The sequence below is a fragment of the Alkalibacillus haloalkaliphilus genome (assembly GCF_007991275.1).
GTDB lineage: Bacteria > Bacillota > Bacilli > Bacillales > Alkalibacillaceae > Alkalibacillus > Alkalibacillus haloalkaliphilus.
On sequence record NZ_BJYA01000001.1, the window covers coordinates 74575 to 98714 of the forward strand.

At 39.8% G+C, this 24140-nt stretch carries 17 protein-coding genes; 2 read left to right on the forward strand and 15 right to left on the reverse strand.

Translation table 11 applies throughout. From position 1 onward, the window contains the following. Positions 1–175 precede the first annotated feature (175 nt). The 13 genes from icmF to AHA02nite_RS00430 all read right to left on the reverse strand — a co-directional run bounded on the left by icmF (position 176) and on the right by AHA02nite_RS00430 (position 18084). Positions 176–3406 (reverse strand): fused isobutyryl-CoA mutase/GTPase IcmF, encoded by a 3231-nt coding sequence (icmF, locus tag AHA02nite_RS00370; RefSeq protein ID WP_407642708.1) that lies wholly within the window; start codon positions 3404–3406, stop codon positions 176–178. Further along, positions 3406–4044, reverse strand: a complete 639-nt coding sequence (locus tag AHA02nite_RS00375; RefSeq protein WP_146813275.1) for a TetR/AcrR family transcriptional regulator — start codon at positions 4042–4044, stop codon at positions 3406–3408. The genes icmF and AHA02nite_RS00375 overlap by 1 nt, the downstream gene beginning before the upstream one ends. Continuing rightward, complete coding sequence (gene meaB / locus AHA02nite_RS00380) at positions 4028–4990, reverse strand: methylmalonyl Co-A mutase-associated GTPase MeaB (RefSeq protein ID WP_146813277.1); 963 nt, start codon at positions 4988–4990, stop codon at positions 4028–4030. Before meaB ends, AHA02nite_RS00375 begins: the two co-directional genes overlap by 17 nt. Positions 4991–5179: 189 nt before the next feature. Then, entirely contained in the window at positions 5180–6319 is a 1140-nt protein-coding gene (locus AHA02nite_RS00385; RefSeq protein WP_146813279.1) for an acyl-CoA dehydrogenase, read from the reverse strand. Between the two features lie 18 nt (positions 6320–6337). Continuing rightward, complete coding sequence (locus AHA02nite_RS00390) at positions 6338–7477, reverse strand: acyl-CoA dehydrogenase (RefSeq protein WP_146813281.1); 1140 nt, start codon at positions 7475–7477, stop codon at positions 6338–6340. Between the two features lie 33 nt (positions 7478–7510). After that, positions 7511–8362, reverse strand: a complete 852-nt coding sequence (locus AHA02nite_RS00395) for a 3-hydroxybutyryl-CoA dehydrogenase (protein ID WP_146813283.1) — start codon at positions 8360–8362, stop codon at positions 7511–7513. 30 nt (positions 8363–8392) lie between these two features. After that, positions 8393–9580 carry an acetyl-CoA C-acetyltransferase gene (locus AHA02nite_RS00400; protein ID WP_146813284.1) on the reverse strand — a complete coding sequence of 396 codons (1188 nt, stop codon included), beginning with the start codon at positions 9578–9580 and terminating at the stop codon, positions 8393–8395. A 182-nt stretch (positions 9581–9762) separates the two neighbouring features. Beyond that, on the reverse strand, positions 9763–11625 hold the full coding sequence (opp4A, locus tag AHA02nite_RS00405; protein ID WP_146813286.1) for an oligopeptide ABC transporter substrate-binding protein: 1863 nt from the start codon (positions 11623–11625) through the stop codon (positions 9763–9765). Positions 11626–11731: 106 nt separating this feature from the next. Further along, on the reverse strand, positions 11732–12604 hold the full coding sequence (locus tag AHA02nite_RS00410; RefSeq protein ID WP_146814083.1) for an ABC transporter permease: 873 nt from the start codon (positions 12602–12604) through the stop codon (positions 11732–11734). A gap of 74 nt (positions 12605–12678) precedes the next feature. Continuing rightward, positions 12679–13641, reverse strand: a complete 963-nt coding sequence (opp4B, locus tag AHA02nite_RS00415) for an oligopeptide ABC transporter permease (RefSeq protein ID WP_146813288.1) — start codon at positions 13639–13641, stop codon at positions 12679–12681. 7 nt (positions 13642–13648) lie between these two features. Then, on the reverse strand, positions 13649–14581 hold the full coding sequence (locus tag AHA02nite_RS00420) for an ABC transporter ATP-binding protein (protein ID WP_146813290.1): 933 nt from the start codon (positions 14579–14581) through the stop codon (positions 13649–13651). Then, complete coding sequence (locus tag AHA02nite_RS00425; RefSeq protein WP_146813292.1) at positions 14562–15584, reverse strand: ABC transporter ATP-binding protein; 1023 nt, start codon at positions 15582–15584, stop codon at positions 14562–14564. The genes AHA02nite_RS00420 and AHA02nite_RS00425 overlap by 20 nt, the downstream gene beginning before the upstream one ends. A 382-nt stretch (positions 15585–15966) precedes the next feature. Beyond that, positions 15967–18084: a (Fe-S)-binding protein gene (locus tag AHA02nite_RS00430; protein WP_146813294.1), complete on the reverse strand. Its 2118-nt coding sequence runs from the start codon at positions 18082–18084 to the stop codon at positions 15967–15969. 180 nt (positions 18085–18264) lie between these two features. On the opposite strand from AHA02nite_RS00430, the gene AHA02nite_RS00435 reads away from it, so the two are divergent. Beyond that, the gene (locus AHA02nite_RS00435; RefSeq protein WP_146813296.1) at positions 18265–19434 is read left to right on the forward strand and encodes a phospholipase D-like domain-containing protein; all 1170 of its coding nucleotides are present in this window, start codon (positions 18265–18267) and stop codon (positions 19432–19434) included. Between the two features lie 316 nt (positions 19435–19750). Here the strand turns inward: AHA02nite_RS00435 and argS are convergent, their stop codons facing one another. After that, positions 19751–21421 (reverse strand): arginine--tRNA ligase, encoded by a 1671-nt coding sequence (gene argS, locus AHA02nite_RS00440; RefSeq protein WP_146813298.1) that lies wholly within the window; start codon positions 21419–21421, stop codon positions 19751–19753. Between the two features lies 1 nt (position 21422). Then, entirely contained in the window at positions 21423–21863 is a 441-nt protein-coding gene (locus tag AHA02nite_RS00445; protein ID WP_017186178.1) for a DUF1934 domain-containing protein, read from the reverse strand. Between the two features lie 199 nt (positions 21864–22062). On the opposite strand from AHA02nite_RS00445, the gene AHA02nite_RS00450 reads away from it, so the two are divergent. Then, entirely contained in the window at positions 22063–24021 is a 1959-nt protein-coding gene (locus AHA02nite_RS00450; RefSeq protein WP_146813300.1) for a transglycosylase domain-containing protein, read from the forward strand. Positions 24022–24140: the final 119 nt, after the last annotated feature.

Here is a 24140-nt window from a genome sequence, read left to right on the forward strand (position 1 = left end):
CTCAAGCCGATTTTTTGGCGCTCGCAAAGAATGGTCCGCTTACAGTTTATCAGCGTTCACGTGAATTTATCAGCATTCACAAGATTTTATCAGCGCTCAGCACACATTTATCAGCGCTCGCTCGTTTCGAACAGAAATGAAAAACTCGCCGAACGGGTTCGGCGAGTTTCATTCTTTACATATTACGACGGTATTGTCCGCCGACTTCGTATAGTGCGTTTGTGATTTGGCCAAGGCTGGCGACTTTGACTGTCTCCATTAGCTCAGCAAAGACGTTACCTTCTGATGCTGCGACTTGTTTTAGTCGATTTAGGGCTTGCTCTGCTTCATCAGCATTACGATCCTGGAAGGCACGTAAGTTTGCGATTTGTTGTTGTTTTTCGTCTTGTGTTGCACGTGCGACTTCCATTGAGTTAATTTCGTCTTCTGATGGTGGGTTTGGATTTTGGTACGTGTTAACACCAACGATCGGTAGTTCACCAGTATGTTTCTTGCCTTCATAGTATAGTGACTCTTCTTGGATTTTACCACGTTGGTATTGACGTTCCATTGCACCTAGTACGCCACCGCGATCATTAATACGCTCAAACTCTTGTAGTACTGCTTCTTCTACTAAGTCTGTTAGTTCTTCTAAAATATAAGAACCTTGAAGTGAGTTCTCTGTTTTCGTTAAGCCGAACTCTTTACTAATAATCATTTGAATTGCCATGGCACGACGGACTGACTCTTCTGTCGGTGTCGTGATCGCTTCGTCATAAGCATTAGTATGAAGTGAATTCGTATTATCTTGGATTGCGATTAATGCTTGCAACGTCGTACGGATGTCATTAAAGTCGACTTCTTGTGCGTGTAGTGAGCGACCTGAAGTTTGGATATGGTACTTCAACTTCTGGCTACGCTCATTAGCGCCATACTTATCACGCATCACGATTGACCAAATACGACGAGCGACGCGGCCGATTACCGTGTACTCAGGGTCTAAGCCGTTTGAGAAGAAAAATGATAAGTTAGGTGCAAATTTATTAATGTCCATCCCACGACTTAAGTAGTATTCAACGTACGTAAAGCCGTTAGCTAGTGTAAAGGCTAACTGACTGATTGGGTTCGCACCTGCTTCTGCAATGTGATAACCCGAGATCGATACAGAGTAATAGTTACGCACTTCATTTTCAATAAAGTACTCTTGAATGTCACCCATCATACGTAGGGCGAACTCTGTTGAGAAAATACACGTGTTTTGACCTTGGTCTTCTTTTAAAATATCGGCTTGCACTGTACCGCGAACGACAGAGATTGTTTCTGTCTTAATTTGTTCACGCTCTTCAGCATTCGGTTCGCGACCATTTTCTTCTTGGAACTTGTTCAGTTGCTGATCAATCGCCGCGTTGAAATACATCGCTAAAATAATCGGTGCAGGGCCGTTAATTGTCATTGATACAGAAGTCATTGGATGGCATAGATCAAATCCATTATATAACTTCTTCATATCTTCAACGGTACAAATACTTACACCTGATTCGCCGACTTTACCGTAAATGTCTGGTCGCTCATCTGGGTCTTCACCGTAAAGTGTTACGGAGTCAAAAGCGGTACTTAAACGTTTCGCATCTTCGTCTTTCGATAAATAGTGGAAACGACGGTTAGTACGTTCTGGCGTCCCTTCACCTGCGAACTGACGAGTTGGGTCTTCACCGCGTCGCTTGAACGGGAAAACACCTGCTGTATAAGGGAAGTATCCTGGTACATTTTCTAAAAGCATGAACTTTAGACGATCGCCCCAGTCTTTATACTTCGGAAGTGCGACTTTAGGAATTTTTAGACCAGATAAGCTTTCCGTGTTGAGGTCAACTTTAAATTCTTTTCCGCGAACTTCATAGGACATTTCGTCTTTCGTGTAGCTCTCTTGCAGCTCATCATACTTTTCAAGCTTTTGAACACTTTCTTCTTCTAATTGCTTTTCATATTTTTCGATTAAGTTATGAATCGCTTCAATCTCTTCTTCTGCTAACTCTTTTGTACCTTCTAGCTTATAAAGTTTGCTTGCAATTTCACTTTGCCTTTTCGCTTTGTCTTTATAGCCTTGAACAGCCTGGACGATATCACGTAAGTATTGGCGGCGCTCAGGCGGGATAATTAAGTTTTGCTTTTCAGCTATTTTAATGTTCGTTTCAAACGGCACTTCAACGTCCCAGTTGTAGCGGTCATTTAACGTTTCAAGTAGTGATGCAAAAAGGGTGTTCGTACCAGCGTCGTTAAACTGACTTGCGATTGTTCCGAACACTGGGAAAGTTTCATGATTTTCATGGAAAAGCATATGGCTACGCTCATATTGTTTACGTACTTGACGTAACGCATCTTCGGACCCTTTTTGTTCGAACTTATTAATCACAACAAAATCAGCAAAATCGATCATGTCGATTTTTTCCAACTGTGATGGCGCACCGAATTCAGCTGTCATTACATACATTGATAAGTCTGTAATCTCAGTAATTTCAGCATCACCTTGACCGATCCCGCTCGTCTCAACGATGACAAAGTCAAAATTAGCGGCTTTTACCACGTTAATCGCATCGATAATTGCTTTAGATAGTTCACTTTTTGAATCACGTGTCGCAAGTGAACGCATGTAAACGCGTGGGTTAAAAATCGCATTCATCCGAATACGGTCACCTAATAAGGCACCACCGGTTTTCTTTTTCGTTGGGTCCACAGAAATGATGGCGACTTTTTTATCAGAAACTTCATTAACGAAACGGCGAATCAGTTCATCTGTTAATGAACTTTTACCTGCACCACCTGTACCTGTAATGCCTAAAACAGGCACTGAAGAACCGTCGATTTTTAACAGTTCGTCTAGCTTTTCACTAGATACAGAACCATTTTCAACGTGTGTGATTAGTCGAGCGACTGCTTGGTTGTCGCCTTCTTTTGCCGCTTTAGCATCCGCTTCTAATTCGATTGGCGTTGGGTGGTCACATTCATCTAACATTGAATTGATCATGCCTTGAAGGCCTGTTTCGCGACCGTCTTCAGGTGAGAAAATTCGCGCGACACCGTAATCGTGCAGCTCTTTAATTTCACGCGGTAAAATAACACCGCCGCCACCACCATATACGCGGATGTGACCGGCACCTTTTTCGTTTAATAAATCAACCATGTATTTAAAATATTCTACGTGTCCACCTTGATAAGAAGAGATGGCAATACCTTGTGCATCTTCTTGAATCGCAGCATTAACAACGGCTTCTACAGAGCGATTGTGCCCTAAGTGGATCACTTCAGCACCACTTGCTTGAAGGATTCGTCTCATAATGTTGATTGAAGCATCGTGTCCGTCAAATAAACTTGATGCTGTTACGAATCTAACAGGGTGTTTCACTTCATAAGCTACTTGCTGTTGCATCATTACACGCCTCCTTGTTGTTTTAGTTGTGTGAGGTGCGCCAGCTGATTTTTTAATAGATTAAATTGGTGTTGTGTATATTGTTCTAGTGAAAATTCTTTTTGCAACACCCAACGGCGAAAGCCCCACATTTGCCCTTGAATAAAAATATTGTTAGAGATTAACGTAATCTCATCTTGGGTTAAAATGTCTTTGTAGCTGTTTTCAAGGATGATTTCAAACAGCCTAAGCATTTCTTTCTCTTTATTTAACACGTATTCTTGCGCGTCTTTCGGAAGTGCTTTTAATTCTTGATAAAGAATCAGCACTTCATCTTGTAATTCATCCATCAGTTGAAAGTAAGATTCAACCGCTTGAAATAACGAACTTTCAGATGTTGTGTCTGTGTCAATGACCGCTTCCATGCGTGCTTTTACTTCATCGTAAATCGCATCACAAACGAGGAAGAGAACGTCTTCCTTTTTCCGAATGTACTCATAAAGCGTGCCGATACTAAATCCAGCTGCTTTAGCAATTTCGCGAGTCGTTGCACGGTGGAAACCTTTCTGTTTGAAGAGGGTTACAGCACCCTTATGTAGTTGGGCGCGTCGTTTGACTATAAGTGATTCATCTTTAATTGATGAACTAATTTCTTTTACCATCTGACTCCCCCTTACTCAACCCTTTCCACTCATTAAGCCATGTTTCAGCTAAGTGATAAGGGTCTTCTACTTGATCTAACTTCTCTTTCATATGAGGGGTGTTTTCAATTGTTTTGTATAGATCTCTATATAAAGCTTCTTGCATCAGTTCATAGACTTCATGCCGTAGTTGTTCTTTTCTTTTTTGCACACCTGCTTCAGACTGCTGAAGGTATTGCCAATGGTGCTTGAATGCCTCATGTAATTCTTCAAAGCCAGTCGGTTTAGCAGCAGATGTTGTTTCGACGATTTGTGGTTCGTAGCCGTTATGACCTGCAATATGGATTAAATCTTTTAGTTGATTTTTCAACTTGCGAACACCTGATAAGTCAGCTTTGTTTAAAATGAAAAGGTCCGCAATTTCCATAATGCCAGCTTTGAAAACTTGCAAAATATCACCGGAGTTTGGCGTAAGAATGACAGCTGTAGTGTCTGCCACTTTCATAATGTCGAGTTCCGACTGACCAACACCGACTGTTTCGACGATAATATAGTCAAAGCCATACGCATCACAAACTCTAATCGCATCTTTTGTCGCCCGTGCTAATCCACCTAAACTACCGCGCGTTGCCATACTGCGAATGAAGACATTTTCATCGGTAAAATGTTTATGCATGCGAACTCGGTCACCTAGTAAAGCACCACCACTAAAAGGACTCGTCGGATCAACTGCAATGACGGCAACTTTTTTGTCTTGTTCGCGTAAAAGCGTGATGAAGTGATCAACGAGTGAGCTTTTACCAGCACCTGGCGAGCCAGTAATGCCAATGTAGTGCGCTCCTTTTTTACGCTGATTAAGGTCACTTAATAGCGATAATTTATTCGGATGATCATTTTCAATCATAGTAATCGCGCGGGCTAATGCTCGTTGATCTTGGTTGTCGATTCTTTCAGCGAGTTGATCCATTGGCGTTCAGTCCTTTCTTTGATTGGTTGGTTTGATGGTTATTATGGTTATGATGTTTCGTGTCCGACATTTATTCGTTTTGTTCGGCAATAATTGGTTACTATTCGGTAATTATGAGCTGCTATTCGGTAATTATTGGCTCGGCGCCTGAATGGCCAAACCCATTCAGACTTTTATTTTCAATAAAACTTACTTTGTCACCATGCGGCCGACGACTAGGCGTTGGATTTCTTGTGTGCCTTCGTAAATTTGTGTGATTTTGGCATCACGCATGTAGCGTTCGACTGGGTAGTCTTTCGTATAGCCATAGCCACCGTACACTTGTACTGCTTCGACTGTCACTTTCATCGCTGTGTCACCTGCGAAAAGTTTAGCCATTGCTGATTCTTTCTGGTAAGGGATCCCCTCTGACTCGTTGTACGCCGCTTGGTAAGTTAATAGTCTTGAAGCTTCGATCTCTGTTGCCATGTCTGCTAGTTTGAAAGAGATCCCTTGGTTTTTCGCGATTGGCTTGCCGAATTGTTCACGTTCTTTCGCGTATTCCGTTGATTTGTCTAGTGCACCTTGTGCGATTCCAACAGCTTGAGCTGCGATTCCGTTACGACCACCATCTAATGTCGTCATCGCGATCTTAAACCCTTCGCCTTCTTCACCTAACATATTTTCTTTAGGGATACGGCAGTTTTCAAAGATTAATTCTGTTGTTGGAGATGAACGGATTCCTAGCTTTTCTTCCTTTTTACCGAAAGTGAATCCTTCTGTTCCTTTTTCTACGATGAAAGCAGAGATTCCTTTATGTTTAGCATCCATGTCTGTTTTTGCGAAAACGACGTAAATGTCACCGACTTCACCGTTTGTGATCCATACTTTTGATCCGTTTAGGACGTACTCATCGCCTTCTAACTTCGCTGTTGTTTTCATTGATGATACGTCACTTCCTGCGCCTGGTTCTGATAAAGCATAAGCACCGAGCGCTTCACCTGTTGCTAGACGTTGTAGGAAGTTTTGCTTTTGCTCTTCATTTCCGTACATGTAAATTGGCCAGCTTGCTAATGAAATGTGAGCTGAAAGTGTTACACCCGTTGATGCACATACGCGTGAAAGTTCTTCAACAGCAATTACGTAGCTCACAAAGTCTGATCCGATTCCGCCGTATTCTTCTGGCCAAGGGATTCCTGTTAAGCCTAGTTCTGCCATTTTATCGAAAATTTCACGGTCAAAGCGCTCCTCTTCATCACGCTCTGCCGCTGTTGGTTCTACTTCATTAACCGCAAAATCACGAACCATTTTGCGTAACATTTGTTGTTCTTCTGTTAGTTGGAAATTCATAATGTTTGCCTCCCTTTTCTATTTCAACAGTTGTCTACTAATGACAACGTTTTGCACTTCAGTTGTACCTTCGTAAATTTGAGTAATTTTTGCATCACGGAAAAAGCGTTCAACTGGATAATCTTCAGTATAACCATAGCCACCAAACACTTGAACAGCTTCTATTGACGTATCGACTGCTGTTTTAGAAGCGAACTTTTTCGCCATTGATGCTTGGATAGAGCTGTCCATTCCTGCTTGGTACAGTGATGCTGCGTTATAGACTAATAGTTTTGAAGATTCGACTGCTGTTGCCATGTCTGCTAGCTTAAAAGAAACACCTTGGTGCTTTGCGATTGGACGTCCGAACTGTTCACGCTCTTTTGCATAATCAGTTGCTGCATCAAAAGCTGCTTCAGCAATTCCTAGCGCTTGAGCTGCAATACCAATGCGTCCAATATTTAAGTTAGCTAAAGCGATTTTTAACCCTTCGCCTTCTTCTCCTAAAAGTTGTGATGCTGGCACTTTACATTGATCAAACGTTAAGGTTACCGTGCTTGAACCGTGTAGTCCCATCTTCTTCTCTGCAATACCAACTTCAAATCCTGGCGTGTCTTTTTCTACGATGAAAGCTGAAACGCCTTTACTTCCAAGTTCCGGATTTGTGTTAGCGAAAACGATATACGTATCAGCGTAACCACCATTTGTAATGAACACTTTTGAACCATTAATAATGTAGTGGTCACCGTCTTTAACAGCTTTTGTCTTTAAGTTACCTGCATCACTTCCAGCACTTGGCTCTGTTATAGCAAAAGCGCCTAAATACTCACCTGATGCAAGCTTTGGTACGTAATGGTTCACTTGTTCTTCTGTACCAAACTTCAAGATTGGGAAAGTTCCAACAGATGTATGAACCGATAAAATGACGCCTAACGTTGCACTTACCTTCGATAGCTCATGAATGGCAATGATGTATGAAGTGTAGTCCATACCAGCGCCGCCAAGCTCTTCATCAACTGGAATGCCGAGCAACCCGAGTTCACTCATCTTTTGAATAATTTCTTGCGGGAAACGGTCTTCTTTCTCCATACGCTCGACTTCTGGTGCGACTTCGTTCTGGGCAAAATCACGCACCATTTTGCGCATCATCTCTTGTTCTTCTGTAAATTGTAAGTTCATGAATGTTCTCCTCCAATGACATTCTCATATGAATTATTCATAGACGTAAAAGCCACGACCGGACTTCTTACCTAACCAGCCAGCGCTTACGTATTTACGTAGCAGTGGGCATGGACGGTACTTACTATCACCGAATCCTTCATGTAAAATTTCCATAATGTATAAGCATGTGTCTAAACCGATAAAGTCTGCTAGCTGAAGTGGTCCCATTGGATGGTTCATACCTAACTTCATCACTTCATCTATAGCTTCTGGTTCAGCTACACCTTCGTAAACTGTGTAAATTGCTTCATTGATCATCGGCATTAATACACGGTTTGAAACGAAACCAGGATAATCGTTAACTTCTACTGGGTTTTTGTTTAATTTCTTCGTCGTTTCCTCAATTAACTGGTACGTTTCATCTGATGTTTGAATCGCACGAATGATTTCAACAAGCTTCATAACTGGTACTGGGTTCATGAAGTGCATCCCAATGACTTGGCTTGGTCTCTCTGTAACAGCAGCAATATCTGTTATTGGTAGAGATGAAGTGTTCGTTGCTAAAATCGCATGTTTTGGTGTAATGTCATCTAGCTGTTTAAACACTTTTGTTTTAACATCCATATTTTCAACGACTGCTTCAATGACTAGATCACAGTCATTAGCGTCCTCTAGTTTGGTTGTCGTACTAATCTGCTTTAGCGCATTTTCCTTCTCTTGTTCTATCATTCTTTCTTTTTCAACATTACGAGAAAGTAGTTTTTCAATTCTTGCATAGCCTTTATTGAGTGACTCATCTGCAATATCGTTTAACTTCACTTCAAAACCAGCCTGTGCAAAAACTTGAGCGATTCCTGAGCCCATTTGCCCAGCACCGATGACCATCACTTTATTTACTGACATAGTTCGTTCCTCCTCTATAAATCTAAAAAGTTATTGTTTTGGAACTTCTATTAATATAGCATCCCCTTGGCCGCCGCCTGAGCAGATCGACGCAATACCTAAACCGCCACCACGACGTTTCAATTCATAAGCTAGTGTTAAAATAATACGAGCACCACTTGCACCAATTGGGTGACCTAAAGCGACTGCGCCACCGTTTACATTAACTTTTTCTGGGTCTAAACCTGCAATATCACTACTAGCTAGTGATACAGCTGCGAAAGCTTCATTCACTTCAAACAGATCGATGTCATCTATATTGTGACCTGTCTTTTCTAGCAATTTATTAATAACGATTCCTGGTGTTTCTGGAAAACGTTCAGCTTCAACTGCCACTTCCTCATGAGCAACAATTGTCGCTAAAACATCGTGATTATTTTGTTTAGCTTTTTCTTCTGACATTAATAACATCGCTGCAGCCCCGTCATTAACACCTGGCGCGTTACCTGCTGTTATAGTACCGTCTTTATCAAATGCTGGACGAAGCTTTCCTAGTCCTTCAGCTGTTGTACCTTCACGAGGCGCTTCATCTTGCTCTACTTTAATTGGATCTTTTTTACGTTGTGGTACTTCTACCGTTGTGATTTCGTCGTCGAATCTACCATCTTTGATCGCATTAAGCGCACGTTCATGGCTTTGTGCAGCCCATTCATCTTGTTGTTCACGTGTTAAATCGAAATTATTAGCCGTTCTATTTCCGTAAGTACCCATATGAACATTTTCAAATGAACAAGTTAAGCCGTCATGGACCATCATGTCGACTGCTTTTTGATCGCCCATTCTAAAGCCCCATCTAGCGTTCGGCATAAAGTATGGTGCATTACTCATGCTTTCCATTCCACCAGCAACAATCACGTCTTCTTCACCTAGTCGAATTAACATGTCACCTAAAGCTACACTTCTCATGCCTGAAGCGCACACTTTATTAATCGTTTCTGTTTTTGTCTCCCATGGAATATCTGCATGTCGCATCGCCTGTCTTGAAGGCAATTGTCCTTGGCCACCTTGTAAGACAGTCCCCATAATTACTTCACCGATCTGTTCACCTGAAACACTTGCTCTTTGTAACGTTTCTTTAATTGCAATACCACCTAGTTGAGCAGCTGTTAAAGGCGCTAGTGCCCCTCCAAACTTGCCAAAAGGCGTTCTTGCACCTGATACAATTACTGTTTTTGTCATTATGTAACTCTCCCTTCATTTCTTTGTAACCGCTATCATTAATTATAACATATATTCGACTGAGCGTTCGTTCAATAAATATGAATTTTTGAAATTTTTCTTTCAGTAATAGTCCCGCTTTTAAAACATATAACCAAAAAAATAAAGCATAGAGGAAAACCTCTATGCTTTATTAATTACTATTATTCTACTACTGGTTCTTCTTCCGTTACACCAATCTCATGCCATTCTATACCATATCTAGAAATGTCATAGTTAGTTACACGTTCGTTAGCAGGATACAGTGCTGCACGATATAAAGTAGGGAATACAGGAATCTCCTCTACCATTAGCTCTTGCCATTCACTGTAAACCTCTTGACGATATTCTAAATCAAACGCTTCTTCAGATACACCTTCATCTAATAGGCGATCATTTTCTTCACTCGCATAACGAGGGAAGTTGAAGATTTGTGTTCTACCATATAAACCGGTAGGGTCTACATCTGAACCAACACTCCAAGCACCTTGGTAAATGTCAATTTCAGGATCATCTTCACCAGTTTGACCTACACGGTCGTAGAACTGGTTAAACTCAAGTAGACGTCCATCAATTAGTTCAACATTTAGACCAACTTCATCCCAAGCTTGAATGTAGTATTGTGCGATTGGCTCTGCTGAGTCACCACCAGACATAGATGCAAAGTTAATAACTAACTCTTCACCATCTGGAGTTTCACGGTAACCATCACCAGTCACATCTTCATAACCTGCTTCATCTAGAATTCGATTTGCTTCTTCTGTGTCATGAGTTGGTGTTTCAATTGATTCATCATGGTAAACTTCATGCCATGGCGTAATTAGAGTTGTCGCATTCCAACGTAAACCATTATAGAAGTTTTCACCAATACGATCATTATCAACTGCATACCACATTGCGCGACGTAGTTCAACGTCACCCATCTTCATATCATCACCTTGGTAATTTACTTCACCATTTTCAGCATCCCAATCACCTAGTTTGAAGCCAATGTAAGTGTAAGAACCTTCAATGTCACCTAACCACTCAACATTTTGCATGTCTAAGTTTTCAGCGATTTGATCAGCTGGGAATGAGTTAACGATGTCAACTCCACCTGTACTTAGTTCTTGTGCAACAACGTTAGGGTTAATAACTCTTAATGTTACTCCATCTAGGTTTGGTTCACCTTCCCAGTAGTCTTCGTTCTTAGTGTATTCTACTGATTCACCAGGAACGATTGACTCAACCTTGAAAGGTCCGATCCCGATAGGATTTTCACGTACATATTCGCTTTCTTCCATTTCAGCTACCGGGATATCTTCAAAAATATGCTTAGGTAAAGCATATGTCCAAATACCACCTGATAGTAGTGAAGGTGTTAAGCGCTCATACTGAATCGTGAATGACTTGTCGTCATGTATTTCAATACCAGAAATAGAGTCAGCTTCACCTTCATGGTACTCTTGCATTCCTTCAATTAAAGTGAATCCAACTGTACCATAACGAACACCAGTATATTCAGGGTGTCCAATTACTTCATAAGCATATACCCAGTCTTCTGCTGTTAATGGCTCACCATCGTGCCAATTAACGTCATCACGAATAGTGAATGTAATAGTTCCTTCTTCTTCATCTGCTTCAAAAGTTGCAGCGCCTTCGTTATTATAGTTATGGTCTGGATCCATACCTAATAATGCTTCATCAAAGAACTGTAAAACTTGAAAGTCAGGGTTACCTGAATAGAAGTTAAAGTTTAGTGTTCCTTCAAACACTGTGTCAGACACTAAACCAAAGTTCAGATGACCGCCATCAATTGGTTCACCGTCATTAGAAGTTACTAATGGAAAATCGTCTACATCATAAACTTGATCTTCCGGATCAACCGCTTCTTCTTCCTCTTCTTGCTCTTCTGTTTCCTCAGTACCTTCTGATCCTTCATCTGGATCTTCAGCACCTTCTTCATCATCGCCACCACAAGCAGCTAGAACTAGGAACAGAGCGAGCATTAGGACAAATAAATACTTGCCCATCAATGATTTGCTCATTGAAATACCTCCCCTTTTTTCCTTTGAAATTTTCAGCCTTTTTACGGGCTGTATTTATACTAATCGCAGCCCTATCTTTTGAGGCTAACGATTGTACCGAGATTAATTATGCTCTTCTTTGTCGAGCATCTGCAGCACGTTTTAGTGCTTCCCCAACGTTACGCACCGATAACATTAAGATTAAAATTAAAACCGCTGCAGGCATCCAAATCCACCAACGCTGTTCTAAAGTTGTAGGGTTGGTTGCGTAACTTAGTAGTGTACCTAAACTTGGTGTACTCTCTGGGAAACCGAATCCTAGGAATGATAGACCAGATTCGATTCCTATATTTGCTGCTAAATTCAATGTCATCGTAACAACAATTAAAGATGTTATATTCGGCAACACTTGTGTAAATATTATTTTAGCATGAGAAGAACCTAGCGTTCTTGAAGCTTGAACGTAGTCGAGTTCTTTCTCTTGTAATGCCCTTGAACGGATCAATCTTGCTATTCCCATCCACAAAAATGCGGTCATAACAAGTGAGAATGACCATACACTATATTTCGGAACGATTGTTACGAATACGATAATAATCATAATGTTCGGTAATACCATAAAGAAGTCTACGATACGCATCATAACGTTATCGACATGACCACCAAAGTATCCCGAAACGACACCAAAGACAATGCCTATAAACCCAGACATCAAGGTTACAAGGAACCCTATGGCTAACGAGTTTCTAGTACCTATAATGAGCTGTCCAAAAATGTCTCTTCCACCATAATCTGTACCTAACCAAAATTCACTTGATGGTGGTTGGTGTAAAGCAAACATATCAACTGTTACAATTTGTTCCTGATCTAAGATTAAAGATACACCGAACACTCCAAATGATGTTAAAACTAAGAACAACAATGAAATAAAAGCTAGTTTATCTTTTAAAATTTCTTTCCAAAATATGCTCATTCCCGAAGGACTTTTTTCAATTTGCATTTCTTCTGCAGTCTGTTCTAGTTCTTGTTCTGTCTGTTTATTACTCACTCGTTTCACCCCCTAAGATAGCCTTTCTACTTAATTCGAATACGCGGATCTACAATACTTAGAATGATATCTGATAGTAGAGCTCCGAGTATGGCAGCTAAACCGAATAAAAGCACCAGTGCTGTTACCACAGCATAATCTCTTAGTAAGATTGACTCTATAAACAGTGCACCCATTCCTGGGTAACTGTATATTTGCTCTACGAAAATTGATCCGGTAATTAACATTGTAATTTCATAACCAAAGAAAGCAGCTATCGGTAAAACCGAGTTACGGAAAATGTGTCTATTATATACTCGTTGTTCTGGCGCACCTTTTGCTCGCGCCGTAATAATAAAGTCCTTTTGTTTCGTATCGACAATTTCACTTCTTAAATACTGTACTGTACCTACTAAGCCAATCAATGCTATCGAAAGACCTGGTAACAGTAAGTGGTGAATCTTACTTAATATAAACTCAAGCGAACCCGGCTCTAAGCCTGATGCAACTGAACCACCTGTTGGGAACCAACCAAATTGGAATCCGAACACCCATAATGTTACAAGTGCGAAAATAAAGAGTGGCGTCGCAAAACCTAAATAAGTATAACCAGTTATAAGTTGATCTATTAACTTATCATTCCAGCGTCCACTAATAATCCCCATTGGAATACCTAGTGCGTATATAAAGAATACAGAGATCAACGATAACCAAAATGTATTCACCATACGATCCCACATTAAATCGGTGACCGGCATTTTAAAACGGTACGATTGTCCGAAATCACCTTGTGCGACTCCAGTGACCCAATCACCATATTGAATGTACCAAGGATTATTTAAACCTAATCGTTCACGTTGTTGTTCAATTGCTTCTGGTGAGATGTTTGGGTCTATTTGACCAGTCAGTGCATCACCAGGCATCATAGAAGCAAGTATAAAGACTACTAAACTTAAAACTATTAATTGCGGCATTGTTATGATTAATCTTCTAACTATAAATTTCCACATAATCTAATCAACCTCTTTCTGGTAACGCAACTTTGTGTGTGTCTGATATACTTCTCAATTCGTGCGCCATGCCGTTTTCATCAAAGTAATCATAAAATGATTGCTGATATTCCTCTTTGACTTGCGCACGGAACCTTTGGTGCTCTTCGCGTCTTCTAGGGTCAACATCTGGAATTGCCGCAACTAACCTTTTCGTATAAATATGTTGAGGATTATTAAAAATATCTTCTTTCTGTCCCTCTTCTACTAACCTTCCTTGATACATGATCCCAATTCGGTCACACATATGTTTAATTACCCCTAAATCGTGGGCAATGAATAGTAGGGTAAGGTTCAGATCTTTTTGAATGTCTTGTAAAAAGTTTAATACTTGCGCTTGCACCGAAACGTCTAATGCAGAAACTGGTTCGTCTGCAATAATCAATTTAGGATTTAAGGCAATCGCTCTTGCTACTCCAATTCTTTGTCTCTGACCGCCTGAAAACTCGTGTGGGTATTTAAATAGGCTATCCTTACTAATCCCTACACGCTCTAATAAATCTTTCACTTTTTCTTTTTCTTCAGACTTAGACATTTTTTCATAGTTTCTAAATGGTTCTGCTACAATGTCTAATACTCTTTTTCTCGGGTTTAGACTGGAGTATGGGTCTTGGAAAATCATTTGGACGTCTTTTCTAACGTCTACTTTTTTCCCTTTTTTTGCATTAAGATGAGCATCTTCAAAGTAAATATCTCCATCTGTTATACTGTTAAGGCCCATAATTGCCTTACCAGTAGTCGTTTTACCTGAGCCTGACTCCCCTACTAAACCGTAAGTTTGCCCTTCTTTAACTTCAAAGGAAACACCGTCTACCGCTCTAACTTCATCAATTTTTCTATTTAAAATTCCACCACGAATCGGAAAGTGGATTTTTAAATCATCAACTTTCAGTAACGCCATTAGCCTGCTCCTCCTTGCTCTCTTCTGGGAAGTAGAAATGCTGGTAACATGTACAGCGTACATAATGGTTTTCGCTTATTTCGTGCAATTGTGGATCTTCTTCATGAGCGGTATCTTCAATCCACGGTATACGCTCTTTAAAACGGCAACCTTCACGAGGTAAGTTCTTCAATGAAGGTACGATTCCTTGAATAACATGTAATCGGTCTTGCGCAAAGTCTGTCGCTGGTACTGAACTTAGTAAAGAGCGAGTATATGGATGCTGAGGATTAACAAATAGTGATTCAACATCGGCTATTTCGACAATTTGTCCAGCATACATAACGGCTACTCGGTCCGCCATTTCAGCAACAACACCTAAATCGTGAGTGATTAGAATTACTCCTGAGTTCAAGTCATCTTTCAACTCTCTCATTAGGTCTAATATTTGAGCTTGAATTGTTACGTCTAATGCAGTCGTTGGTTCGTCTGCAATTAACAATTCAGGCTTGTTAGCTATTGCGATTGCAATAATTACACGTTGTCTCATACCACCAGATAATTCGTGTGGGAACTGGTCCACTACACGTTCTGGTCGCGGTAAACCAACTCTTTCAAGAAGTTGAATCGAATAATCGCGACGTTCTTGTTTTGACATATCTTTTTTGTGCAATAATAAAACTTCACCAATCTGTTTTCCAATTTCCATTAATGGATTCAATGCTGTTAATGGGTCTTGGAAAATCATTGAGATTTCATTACCACGAATTTTATTCATTTTTGATGCTGGCAAGTTAGCAATATCTCGCCCTTTAAATAAGATTTCACCTTCGATTTTCGCTCTGTTGTGTAACCCCATAAGCGAGAAAGCTGTTGCACTCTTACCTGACCCCGATTCCCCTACGATCGCTAACACTTCGTTTTCTTGAAGGTTTAACGAAACGTCATCAACTGCTGCGTAATACTCTTCCCCTATGCGGAAGGATGTTGTTAAGTTCTTAATCTCTAATAAAGTTTTGCTCAACCCTATCACCCTACACTTATATTTTTCTTGCTGACCTCTATAGGTTTTCTCTTTATTTGTATATTCCGAAAATTATCTTTAAAAAATAGTAGTCACAAGAAAGAATTTTGACAATTCAATTTTTTAAAAATTTCAACATCTTTAATTTTAAGTAACATTTCTGTAAAATGCAACCTTATTTCTATAATTTTCGAAAATATATTAAATTTTTAACTATTCCCATTTCGGCTAGTTATTAAACAATTTTAACATTGTATTCTAAATATTCAAGTATATTTTTTAATTTTGCCTAATAGCAATATTAACCTATTTCTGATAATTCAATTTTATACTAAAAATCCCTATATGGTTTTGGATCAAACCATACAGGGATCCTAATAAATTATGCTGTTTGTTCTACTTTAGCTGGCTCACCAAAGATTGAACGTTCTAATACTTCTGCAACATCTTGAGTCGTAACTTCTTCGTCTACTTCTTTAGCTTTCGTTCCATCTGTTAACATCGTTAAACAGAATGGGCAACCACTAGAAATTGTATTTGGCGATACTTCTAATGCCTGTTCAGTACGTGCGACATTGACACGGTTACCTGTTGTTTCTTCCATCCACATCATACCGCCACCTGCACCACAGCACATGCCGTTTTCACGGTTACGTTCGATCTCAACGTATTCTACGCCAGGAATCGATTGTAAAATATCACGTGGTGGGTTATAAACCTCATTGTAACGTCCTAGATAACAAGAATCGTGGAACGTAATCTTCTCATTAACAGCCTCTTGTGGCTCAAGACGCCCTTCATTAATTAACTCTGCTAACAACTCTGTATGGTGATATACTTCACCTTCAAAACCAAAGTCAGGGTATTCATTTTTAAAGATGTTATAAGCGTGCGGATCGATTGTTACGATCTTCTTCACACCATTCTTCTCGAATTCTTTAATGTTTTTCTCTGCTAACTCTTGGAATAAAAATTCATTACCTAAACGACGTGGTGTGTCACCTGAGTTACGCTCTTTATTACCTAAAATTGCAAACTTAACACCCGCTTTATTCATTAGGCGTGCAAAGGCTAAGGCAATCTTCTGACTTCGGTTGTCATAAGAACCCATTGAGCTTACCCAGAATAAATATTCGAACTCTTCTCCTTCTTTGCTCATTTCTTTAACTGTAGGGATGTTTAATGTTTCGTCCATCTCTCTCCAGTTTTCACGGTCTTTCTTAGATAGACCCCATGGATTACCTTGGCGCTCAATGTTCATCATCGCGCGTTGAGCTTCTGGGTCCATTTTACCTTCAGTCATAACTAAGTAACGACGAAGGTCAATAATTGTATCAACGTGTTGGTTCATAACTGGACATGCATCTTCACAGTTACGGCAAGTTGTACAAGCCCATAATTCTTCTTCTGTTACAACATCACCAATTAGCTGTTGGTTCATGACTTGTTCAGCTAATGAATTGTCCGGATCTACTGCTTGATTTCCAGCAGTACCCGCAAATGCGTATGAAGGTACCCAAGCTTGCTTTCCTGTTACAGCAGCACCTTTTTCAGTTAAGTGGTCGCGAATCTTAACTAGCACATCCATAGGTGATAGCATTTTACCAGAACCTGATGCCGGGCAGACGTCGGTACAACGTCCACATTCAACACAAGCATATAAATCAAGTAACTGTAGTTCACTTAAGTCTTCAACTTTACCGACACCAAACGAAGGTTCTTCATCTGACTCTTCCATTTCATCCATGTCAAAGTTGATTGGCTCAAGTTTGCCGTGCTTTTTGTCCTGGTTAAAGTAAACGTTAGCAGGACCTGCAATTAAGTGTGCGTGCTTAGATTGTGGTACGTAAACTAAGAACGCTAGTAACGCGACTAAGTGGATCCACCACATAATATAAAACATAACGGCTGCTACAGTAGGACTCATCCACATGAAAGCAGCTGCAATTGCTGATGCAACTGGTTCAGACCATGTTAAGCTATGTTCATGCCAAATAAGTTCAAAACCGTTACCCGCTAATACTGTTACCATTAATGTTCCGATAAAGATTAATACTAATCCGGCCTTAAAACCACGTTTAAGACGAACAAGCTTCTCGATATAACGGCGGTAAAAAGCCCATACAACCGCTACTAAAATCGTTAATGTCACAATCTCTTGGAAAAACACAAAGCCCGGATAGAAAATGCCAAATGGAAGATGTGATTCTGGGTTTAACCCCTTCCATATGTAATCAATCGCACCGAACTGCACAAGTAAAAACCCGTAGAACATCATCACGTGTATGATTCCGGATTTCATGTCTTTCAACAGCTTCTTTTGACCAAATACGTATACCCAAATATCTTTAAGACGCTGCTTAACGTCTTGGTCATATTCAGATTTACGTCCTAATTTAATGTAAGCGATTCTAGTTCGCACAACTTGAACAAACAAGAACGCTGCGTAGATTGTAATTGCTAAAAAAGCAATCCAATTCACCCATAATAGCGCTTCCATCTGTCTCCCCCCATGATTGTTTATATTTCGAACAATTAACCACATTCTAACACGAAATGCGTCAGAATTGATGAAGTTTTCGTATAATTTCATTATACACTGAATGAACATTCAGTCAATCATTTTTTGCATACATTACTTCGAATAAAAACATACTACCAAAGAAGGAGGACACGCACCATGTGGGTCTTGATTGCCATCGCAGTTATTATCATTATATTTTTAATTACTAACCGTAAAGAACAAGAAGAGGATCTACCTAACTACCCGTTAAGGCAAGCTGATATTACGTTTTTTTGGAATGGACGCGACTTGTTCGATCAATACTTCGAAGATATACGTAATGCTAAACAATTTATATGTATTAACTTCTTCATTATTAAAAAAGATCAATTTGGACAAGAATTTATACAGTTAATTAAAGAAAAAGCAGATGAAGGCGTGTCTGTTTACTTAATTGTTGACCGTATTGGCTCTAGAGCTCTTTCTAAAGATATTAGAAAAGATCTAAAACAGTCAGGTGTTCATTTTTCGTTCAGCAATAAAATCTCTTTTAAGAATTTCTTTTACTCTGTCAATCACCGTAATCACCGTAAAATCACGATCATTGATGGAACCGCAGCATATATCGGTGGTTTTAACGTTGGTAACCAATACGTCAACGCAAGTTCTAAGTTCTCTTTATGGCGGGATTACCATTTGAGGTTAACTGGGGGGATTGTAAAAGATGTTTTGGACTTATTTAAACGAGATTGGGTTCGCAATAACGGAGTTCTACTTCCGGTATCAACTCAGTCAAACATAAAAGGGGCAAGCAAAACGCAATTACGACCGACTTCGCATGGTTCTTTAGAAGGTAGCTTTTATGATTTGATTAACAGGGCTCAATCGCATATAAAAATCGGCTCCCCTTACTTCATTCCTAACGAAGCCTTAATTAGTTTATTAGAAGAGAAAGCTGAGCAAGGTGTACAGGTCGATGTTTTATACCCGCATGAATCAGATCATCCTTTTGTTAAAGAAGCTTCGATTCCTTACTTAAAAAGAATGGAACAGGCTGGGGCGAATGTTCATTTATTTAATAATGGATTCTATCATGCTAAGTTGTTATTAGTTGATGATTACGTGATCGATATAGGGACGGCTAATTTTGATCGGAGAAGCATTTACCTTAATGATGAAGTGAACGTTTTACTATATGACGAAGAAGTGATTAAGCGGATTAATAGTTATTATGAGGAAGATGTAAAAGATTCTGTCGGATTATATAAAGAATGGCTTGAGCAGCCTAATCGGTTTGTTATGGCGATTAACAAAGCGATCGCTTATATTTTTAGACCGTTGCTTTGAAACAATTAAGTTCTATGTTATTGCCTTAAAGGTAACGCTTAAACCTTCCGCAGTGGAAATACACTTCGCTTTCCATGGACACGGCCTCAACTTCCCAAAACTCACTGCCGTGTCGTTTTGGGTGATTTTCGGCTCGCGCTGTTCCCATTGGAGTCTTCGTGCATTTCCACTGCTCAGCTATTTTATCCCCCCAAAGACTTTGAACGACTTACATTGAGCAATTAAAAAAGATGACCCCAAACAAGCCTTGGGGTCATCTTTTAGCTTTTATGTCTACCTCATCAAATACCGTTCATGAAGTAGCTAAGGTCTATCATTACATTTTTTCAGGTGCGTGAACGCCAATTATGTTAAGTGCGTCTTGAAGAACGGTTCTCGTTGCTTTCATTAAGGCAATACGCGCTTTAGTTAATTCAACTTGTTCTAAGTCGATTACTTTTTCCGCATTGTAAAAGCTATGAAGGTCAGATGCTAAGTCAAATACATACTGCGGAATGCGGTGTGGCATCTTCTTCGTTGCCGCTTCAGAGATCACTTGCGGATAGTCACCTAATCGTTTTAATAAGTCAATTTCTTTCTCAGCTACTAACAATGACACATCAGCATCTGCTTCAACGTCTACCCCTTTTTCTTCTGCTTGTTTTAGCATGCTACAAATACGTGCGTGTGCATACTGAACATAATAGACAGGGTTATCGTTAGATTCCGAACGTGCTAGATCCATATCGAAGTCTAAATGAGAGTCGTTTGAACGCATTATAAAGAAATAGCGTGTTGCATCAAGACCGACTTCTTCAATTAATTCTTTCATTGTTACAGCTTTACCTGTACGCTTACTCATTTTTACTTTTTCGCCGTTTTCGAATAAGTTAACCATTTGTGTAATTTTAATATCAAGTAGATCTTTAGAATTACCTAATGCTTGTATAGCGGCTTTCATACGTGTGACATAACCGTGGTGGTCAGCACCCCATATGTTAATTAAATGAGTGAAGCCGCGATTAATTTTGTTTTGATGATAGGCAATATCAGGCGTTAAATACGTATAAGAGCCGTCTTGTTTAATTAAGACACGGTCCTTGTCATCGCCGAATTCAGTTGAACGGAACCAAACAGCGCCATCTTCTTCATACACATAACCTTTTTCACGTAATGAAGTAACCGCTTCTTCTACTTTACCTTCTTCATATAATGACATTTCAGAGAACCATGAGTTAAAAGGCACTCGAAACGATTCTAAGTCTTGTTTAATTTGATGTAGCAAATGCTTTAAGCCGTGCTCTCTAAACCTTTTTAGACGTTCAGCTTCATCCATCTCGAAGAAATTTCTGCCGTGTGAATCAACTAAGCCTTTCGCTAAATCAATAATATCTTGGCCGCGATAACCGTCTTCTGGCATATCTTTCTCTTCACCAATCGCTTCAAAGTAACGGACTTCGATTGATTTGGCCAGGTTATCAATTTGGTTACCAGCATCATTGATGTAGTATTCTCTTTCAACACTGTAGCCAGCCTTCTCCATTACATTAGCTAACGTATCACCGTAAGCAGCACCACGTGCGTGGCCTAAGTGTAATGTACCAGTAGGGTTCGCCGAGACGAACTCAATTTGTACACGCTCATTTTGCCCAACATTAGACTGACCGTAATCTTCACCTTGGTCAAAAATTGTGTTGACGACATCTGTTAAGTAAGACGTGTCCATAAAGAAATTAATAAAGCCAGGACCCGCTATATCAACCGATTTAACAGAAGCTGCTTGTTGGTCGATTTGCTCTACGATCTCTTCGGCGATTTGACGCGGATTTTTCTTAGCGATTCGAGCTAACTGCATCGCCATATTCGTCGCATAATCACCGTGACTTTTATCTTTAGGCGTTTCTAATACGGCTTGTGGCATCTCCTCTTGACTAGCTAACTCTGCTTTTAATACAGCTTGTTCAATTGCTTCTTTTAATTGGCTTTCAACTTGTTCAACAACGTTCACGTCAAGCATCCTCCTCTTTAAATTTCATTTCTAACGTATGTTCTCTCGGCTCGTCTTCGTTTAGAACGACTTCGTATTGTATAAAAATCTTACCCGAACGGTTTCCTTCACCTTTGTAATATTCCATTCTATTCGTACGTGTTTCCATGCGGAACTGACCGTACGGATGTCGATAAATACTTTCCGTATTCGCTCCAATGCGGAAGACTTGGTGCATCTTCACTGGACCTTCACGTTTGAGTGTAATTTTTTCACCAGTAATGATCACTGTCGTATGAACGACACCCACTTCTTCCATTTCTTCTTTATATTTAATTAGATGTAAACTTCCTCTTTGAATATATGAACCCTTTTCTTGTCGACTAATAACTTCTTCTGTTCCATTAGGGTCTTTAATTTCTGTATCAACTGATATATCAACATTTAACACTTGGTTAGACAATTCAAATCTGCCTCACTTTCATTTCCGAAACATTACGTATAACAAATTGTATTATAACGGAATGAGAAATAAAAGAGAAGAACACGGAAAAGCACAAATATTTCACAGCCTGTACCTTTTGCAGGTGGTTATATGTTTAATTTCTTCCTAGTTATTCCATACTATCTGTTAAGACTGCAAAAGACGGGAGACATCAAACATGAAGAAACTAATGAAACAGTTAATGGTTGTAAGCTTCTTTTCTGTCGTCTTCTTATTATCAACTATAATTGTCATTTTTACATATATTTTATTCGAAGGTCCCCCTGAATTCGAAACCGCTGAAAATACAGTCGTGTATGACCAGTATGATGAGGTGGTTTCTGTCAATCACGGGGTCGAAAGTCGTTATTCAGTCTCCCTTGAGGACATTTCTCCTCATGTTATTGATGCTTTTATAGCAGCGGAAGATCAACACTTTCATGAACACTACGGTTTTGACTTCAAACGAATCGTCGGTGCCGCTTATCACAACATTATGACACAACGGCGCAGCCAAGGGGCTAGCACGATCACACAACAATACGCTAGAAACGTTTTCCTAACACATAACAGAACGTGGGAACGAAAAATTCAAGAAGCATTAATCGCTTTAAGACTTGAAGTTTTTCAGTCAAAAGATGAGATATTAGAAGGGTATTTAAATACAATCTATTTCGGACATGGACAATATGGCATTGAAGCTGCTAGTCAGTTTTATTTCGATAAAACCGCTTCAGAATTGACCGTTGCAGAATCCGCTTTATTAGCATCTGTGCCACGAGGTCCTTCATTGTATTCACCGATAAACAATTATGAACGTGCTGTTGAGAGGCAGCAATGGATTTTAAGTAGAATGAGAGACACCGGTAAAATTGTAAACAGTGAATATCGAAGTGCTTTAGAAGAATCTTTAGCAATTGTAACAACGGTTGATGCTCAACAAGAGATTGGGGACTACTTCTTAGATTATGCGATGAGTGAAGCAGCTAACATTTTAGATGTAACAAGAGAGGAACTTGAGGCTGGTGGCTATCAAATTCATACAACCATCGACCCTGGAGCTCAAGCTATACTAGAAGAAAAGTCTATGGAAAGGTTACCTGAAGATGAGGAATATCAAGTAGGAGCTGTCACGCTTGATCATCAAACAGGTCAAATTGTCGCTTTACACGGAGGGCGCAACTTCCATACGACACCTTATAATAGAGCTGTCCGAGCTGAACGAATGACTGGCTCAGCGTTTAAACCTTTCTTATACTATGCAGCACTAGTCTATGGGTACACGCCTTCGACGACGTTAGAGAGTACGTTTACTCAGTTTACTTTAGAAGATGGTTCAATTTATGATCCATCGAATTACAATAACCGTTATGCTGAACGTCCAGTCACATTAGCACAAGCGTTAGCCGTTTCTGATAACGTTTATGCTGTTAAAACAAATATGTTTATGGGACCTGAAAATTTAGTAGAAGCTGCACAGTTATTCGGAATTGAGGATAACCTTGAGCCTAGATTGCCTTTAGCTTTAGGAACAACCTCTGTTTCTCCTTTTGATATGGCAAAATCTTATTCTCTAATTGCTAATAGTGGTTGGCAAGTTGAACCTTATATCATTGAGAAAATTGTAGACCGCAACGGAGATACAGTGTACCAACACCAAGCTAAAACACCTGAACGTGTATTAGATGAAAACTATTCGTTTGTGTTAAAACATATGATGACTGGGATGTTTGATGACCGTTTAAGTGACTATCTACGCGTAACAGGTGCTTCAATCAGTCACGCACTTGAACATGAGTATGCTGGTAAATCCGGAACAACTAAAAATGATGCATGGATGGTTGGGTTTAGCCCTAACTATACAACTGCGGTATGGACAGGATTTGATGACCATAGACTTCTTGAAACAACACAAGAAAAACAAGCTGCTAAACAAATTTGGGGCGACTATATGAGTGAACTTCACGAAGGGCTTACTGTTGAGACATTCAAAATTCCATCAGGTGTCACTGGAGTTTATGTAGACCCTATGACAGGTGCTCTAAACGGGCCGGCTTGTGAAGATCGATCTCGCCTAACGTATTATATAAGAGGAACAGAACCGACAGAAACTTGTGAAGAGGTCGAAGTAGAATAATGCATAAAAAAACAGGGTTAGCGAAGAAGCTAACCCTGCTTTTTTGTCCTAATAAACATGATGTTTTAACCCCATGTTTAGTTTTTATTTTACAAAGAAATAGTAAAAAGTACAATCAT

Bases quoted from the DNA above. Each gene is read 5' to 3' on its own strand.
- meaB (WP_146813277.1), bottom strand. From the start codon at position 4,990: ATGGATCAACTCGCTGAAAGAATCGACAACCAAGATCAACGAGCATTA.
- AHA02nite_RS00435 (WP_146813296.1), top strand. From the start codon at position 18,265: ATGTGGGTCTTGATTGCCATCGCAGTTATTATCATTATATTTTTAATT.
- AHA02nite_RS00410 (WP_146814083.1), bottom strand. From the start codon at position 12,604: ATGCAAATTGAAAAAAGTCCTTCGGGAATGAGCATATTTTGGAAAGAA.
- AHA02nite_RS00450 (WP_146813300.1), top strand. From the start codon at position 22,063: ATGAAGAAACTAATGAAACAGTTAATGGTTGTAAGCTTCTTTTCTGTC.
- icmF (WP_407642708.1), bottom strand. From the start codon at position 3,406: ATGATGCAACAGCAAGTAGCTTATGAAGTGAAACACCCTGTTAGATTC.
- AHA02nite_RS00385 (WP_146813279.1), bottom strand. From the start codon at position 6,319: ATGAATTTCCAACTAACAGAAGAACAACAAATGTTACGCAAAATGGTT.
- AHA02nite_RS00400 (WP_146813284.1), bottom strand. From the start codon at position 9,580: ATGACAAAAACAGTAATTGTATCAGGTGCAAGAACGCCTTTTGGCAAG.
- opp4A (WP_146813286.1), bottom strand. From the start codon at position 11,625: ATGAGCAAATCATTGATGGGCAAGTATTTATTTGTCCTAATGCTCGCT.
- AHA02nite_RS00390 (WP_146813281.1), bottom strand. From the start codon at position 7,477: ATGAACTTACAATTTACAGAAGAACAAGAGATGATGCGCAAAATGGTG.
- AHA02nite_RS00430 (WP_146813294.1), bottom strand. From the start codon at position 18,084: ATGGAAGCGCTATTATGGGTGAATTGGATTGCTTTTTTAGCAATTACA.
- AHA02nite_RS00420 (WP_146813290.1), bottom strand. From the start codon at position 14,581: ATGGCGTTACTGAAAGTTGATGATTTAAAAATCCACTTTCCGATTCGT.
- opp4B (WP_146813288.1), bottom strand. From the start codon at position 13,641: ATGTGGAAATTTATAGTTAGAAGATTAATCATAACAATGCCGCAATTA.
- AHA02nite_RS00395 (WP_146813283.1), bottom strand. From the start codon at position 8,362: ATGTCAGTAAATAAAGTGATGGTCATCGGTGCTGGGCAAATGGGCTCA.
- AHA02nite_RS00375 (WP_146813275.1), bottom strand. From the start codon at position 4,044: ATGGTAAAAGAAATTAGTTCATCAATTAAAGATGAATCACTTATAGTC.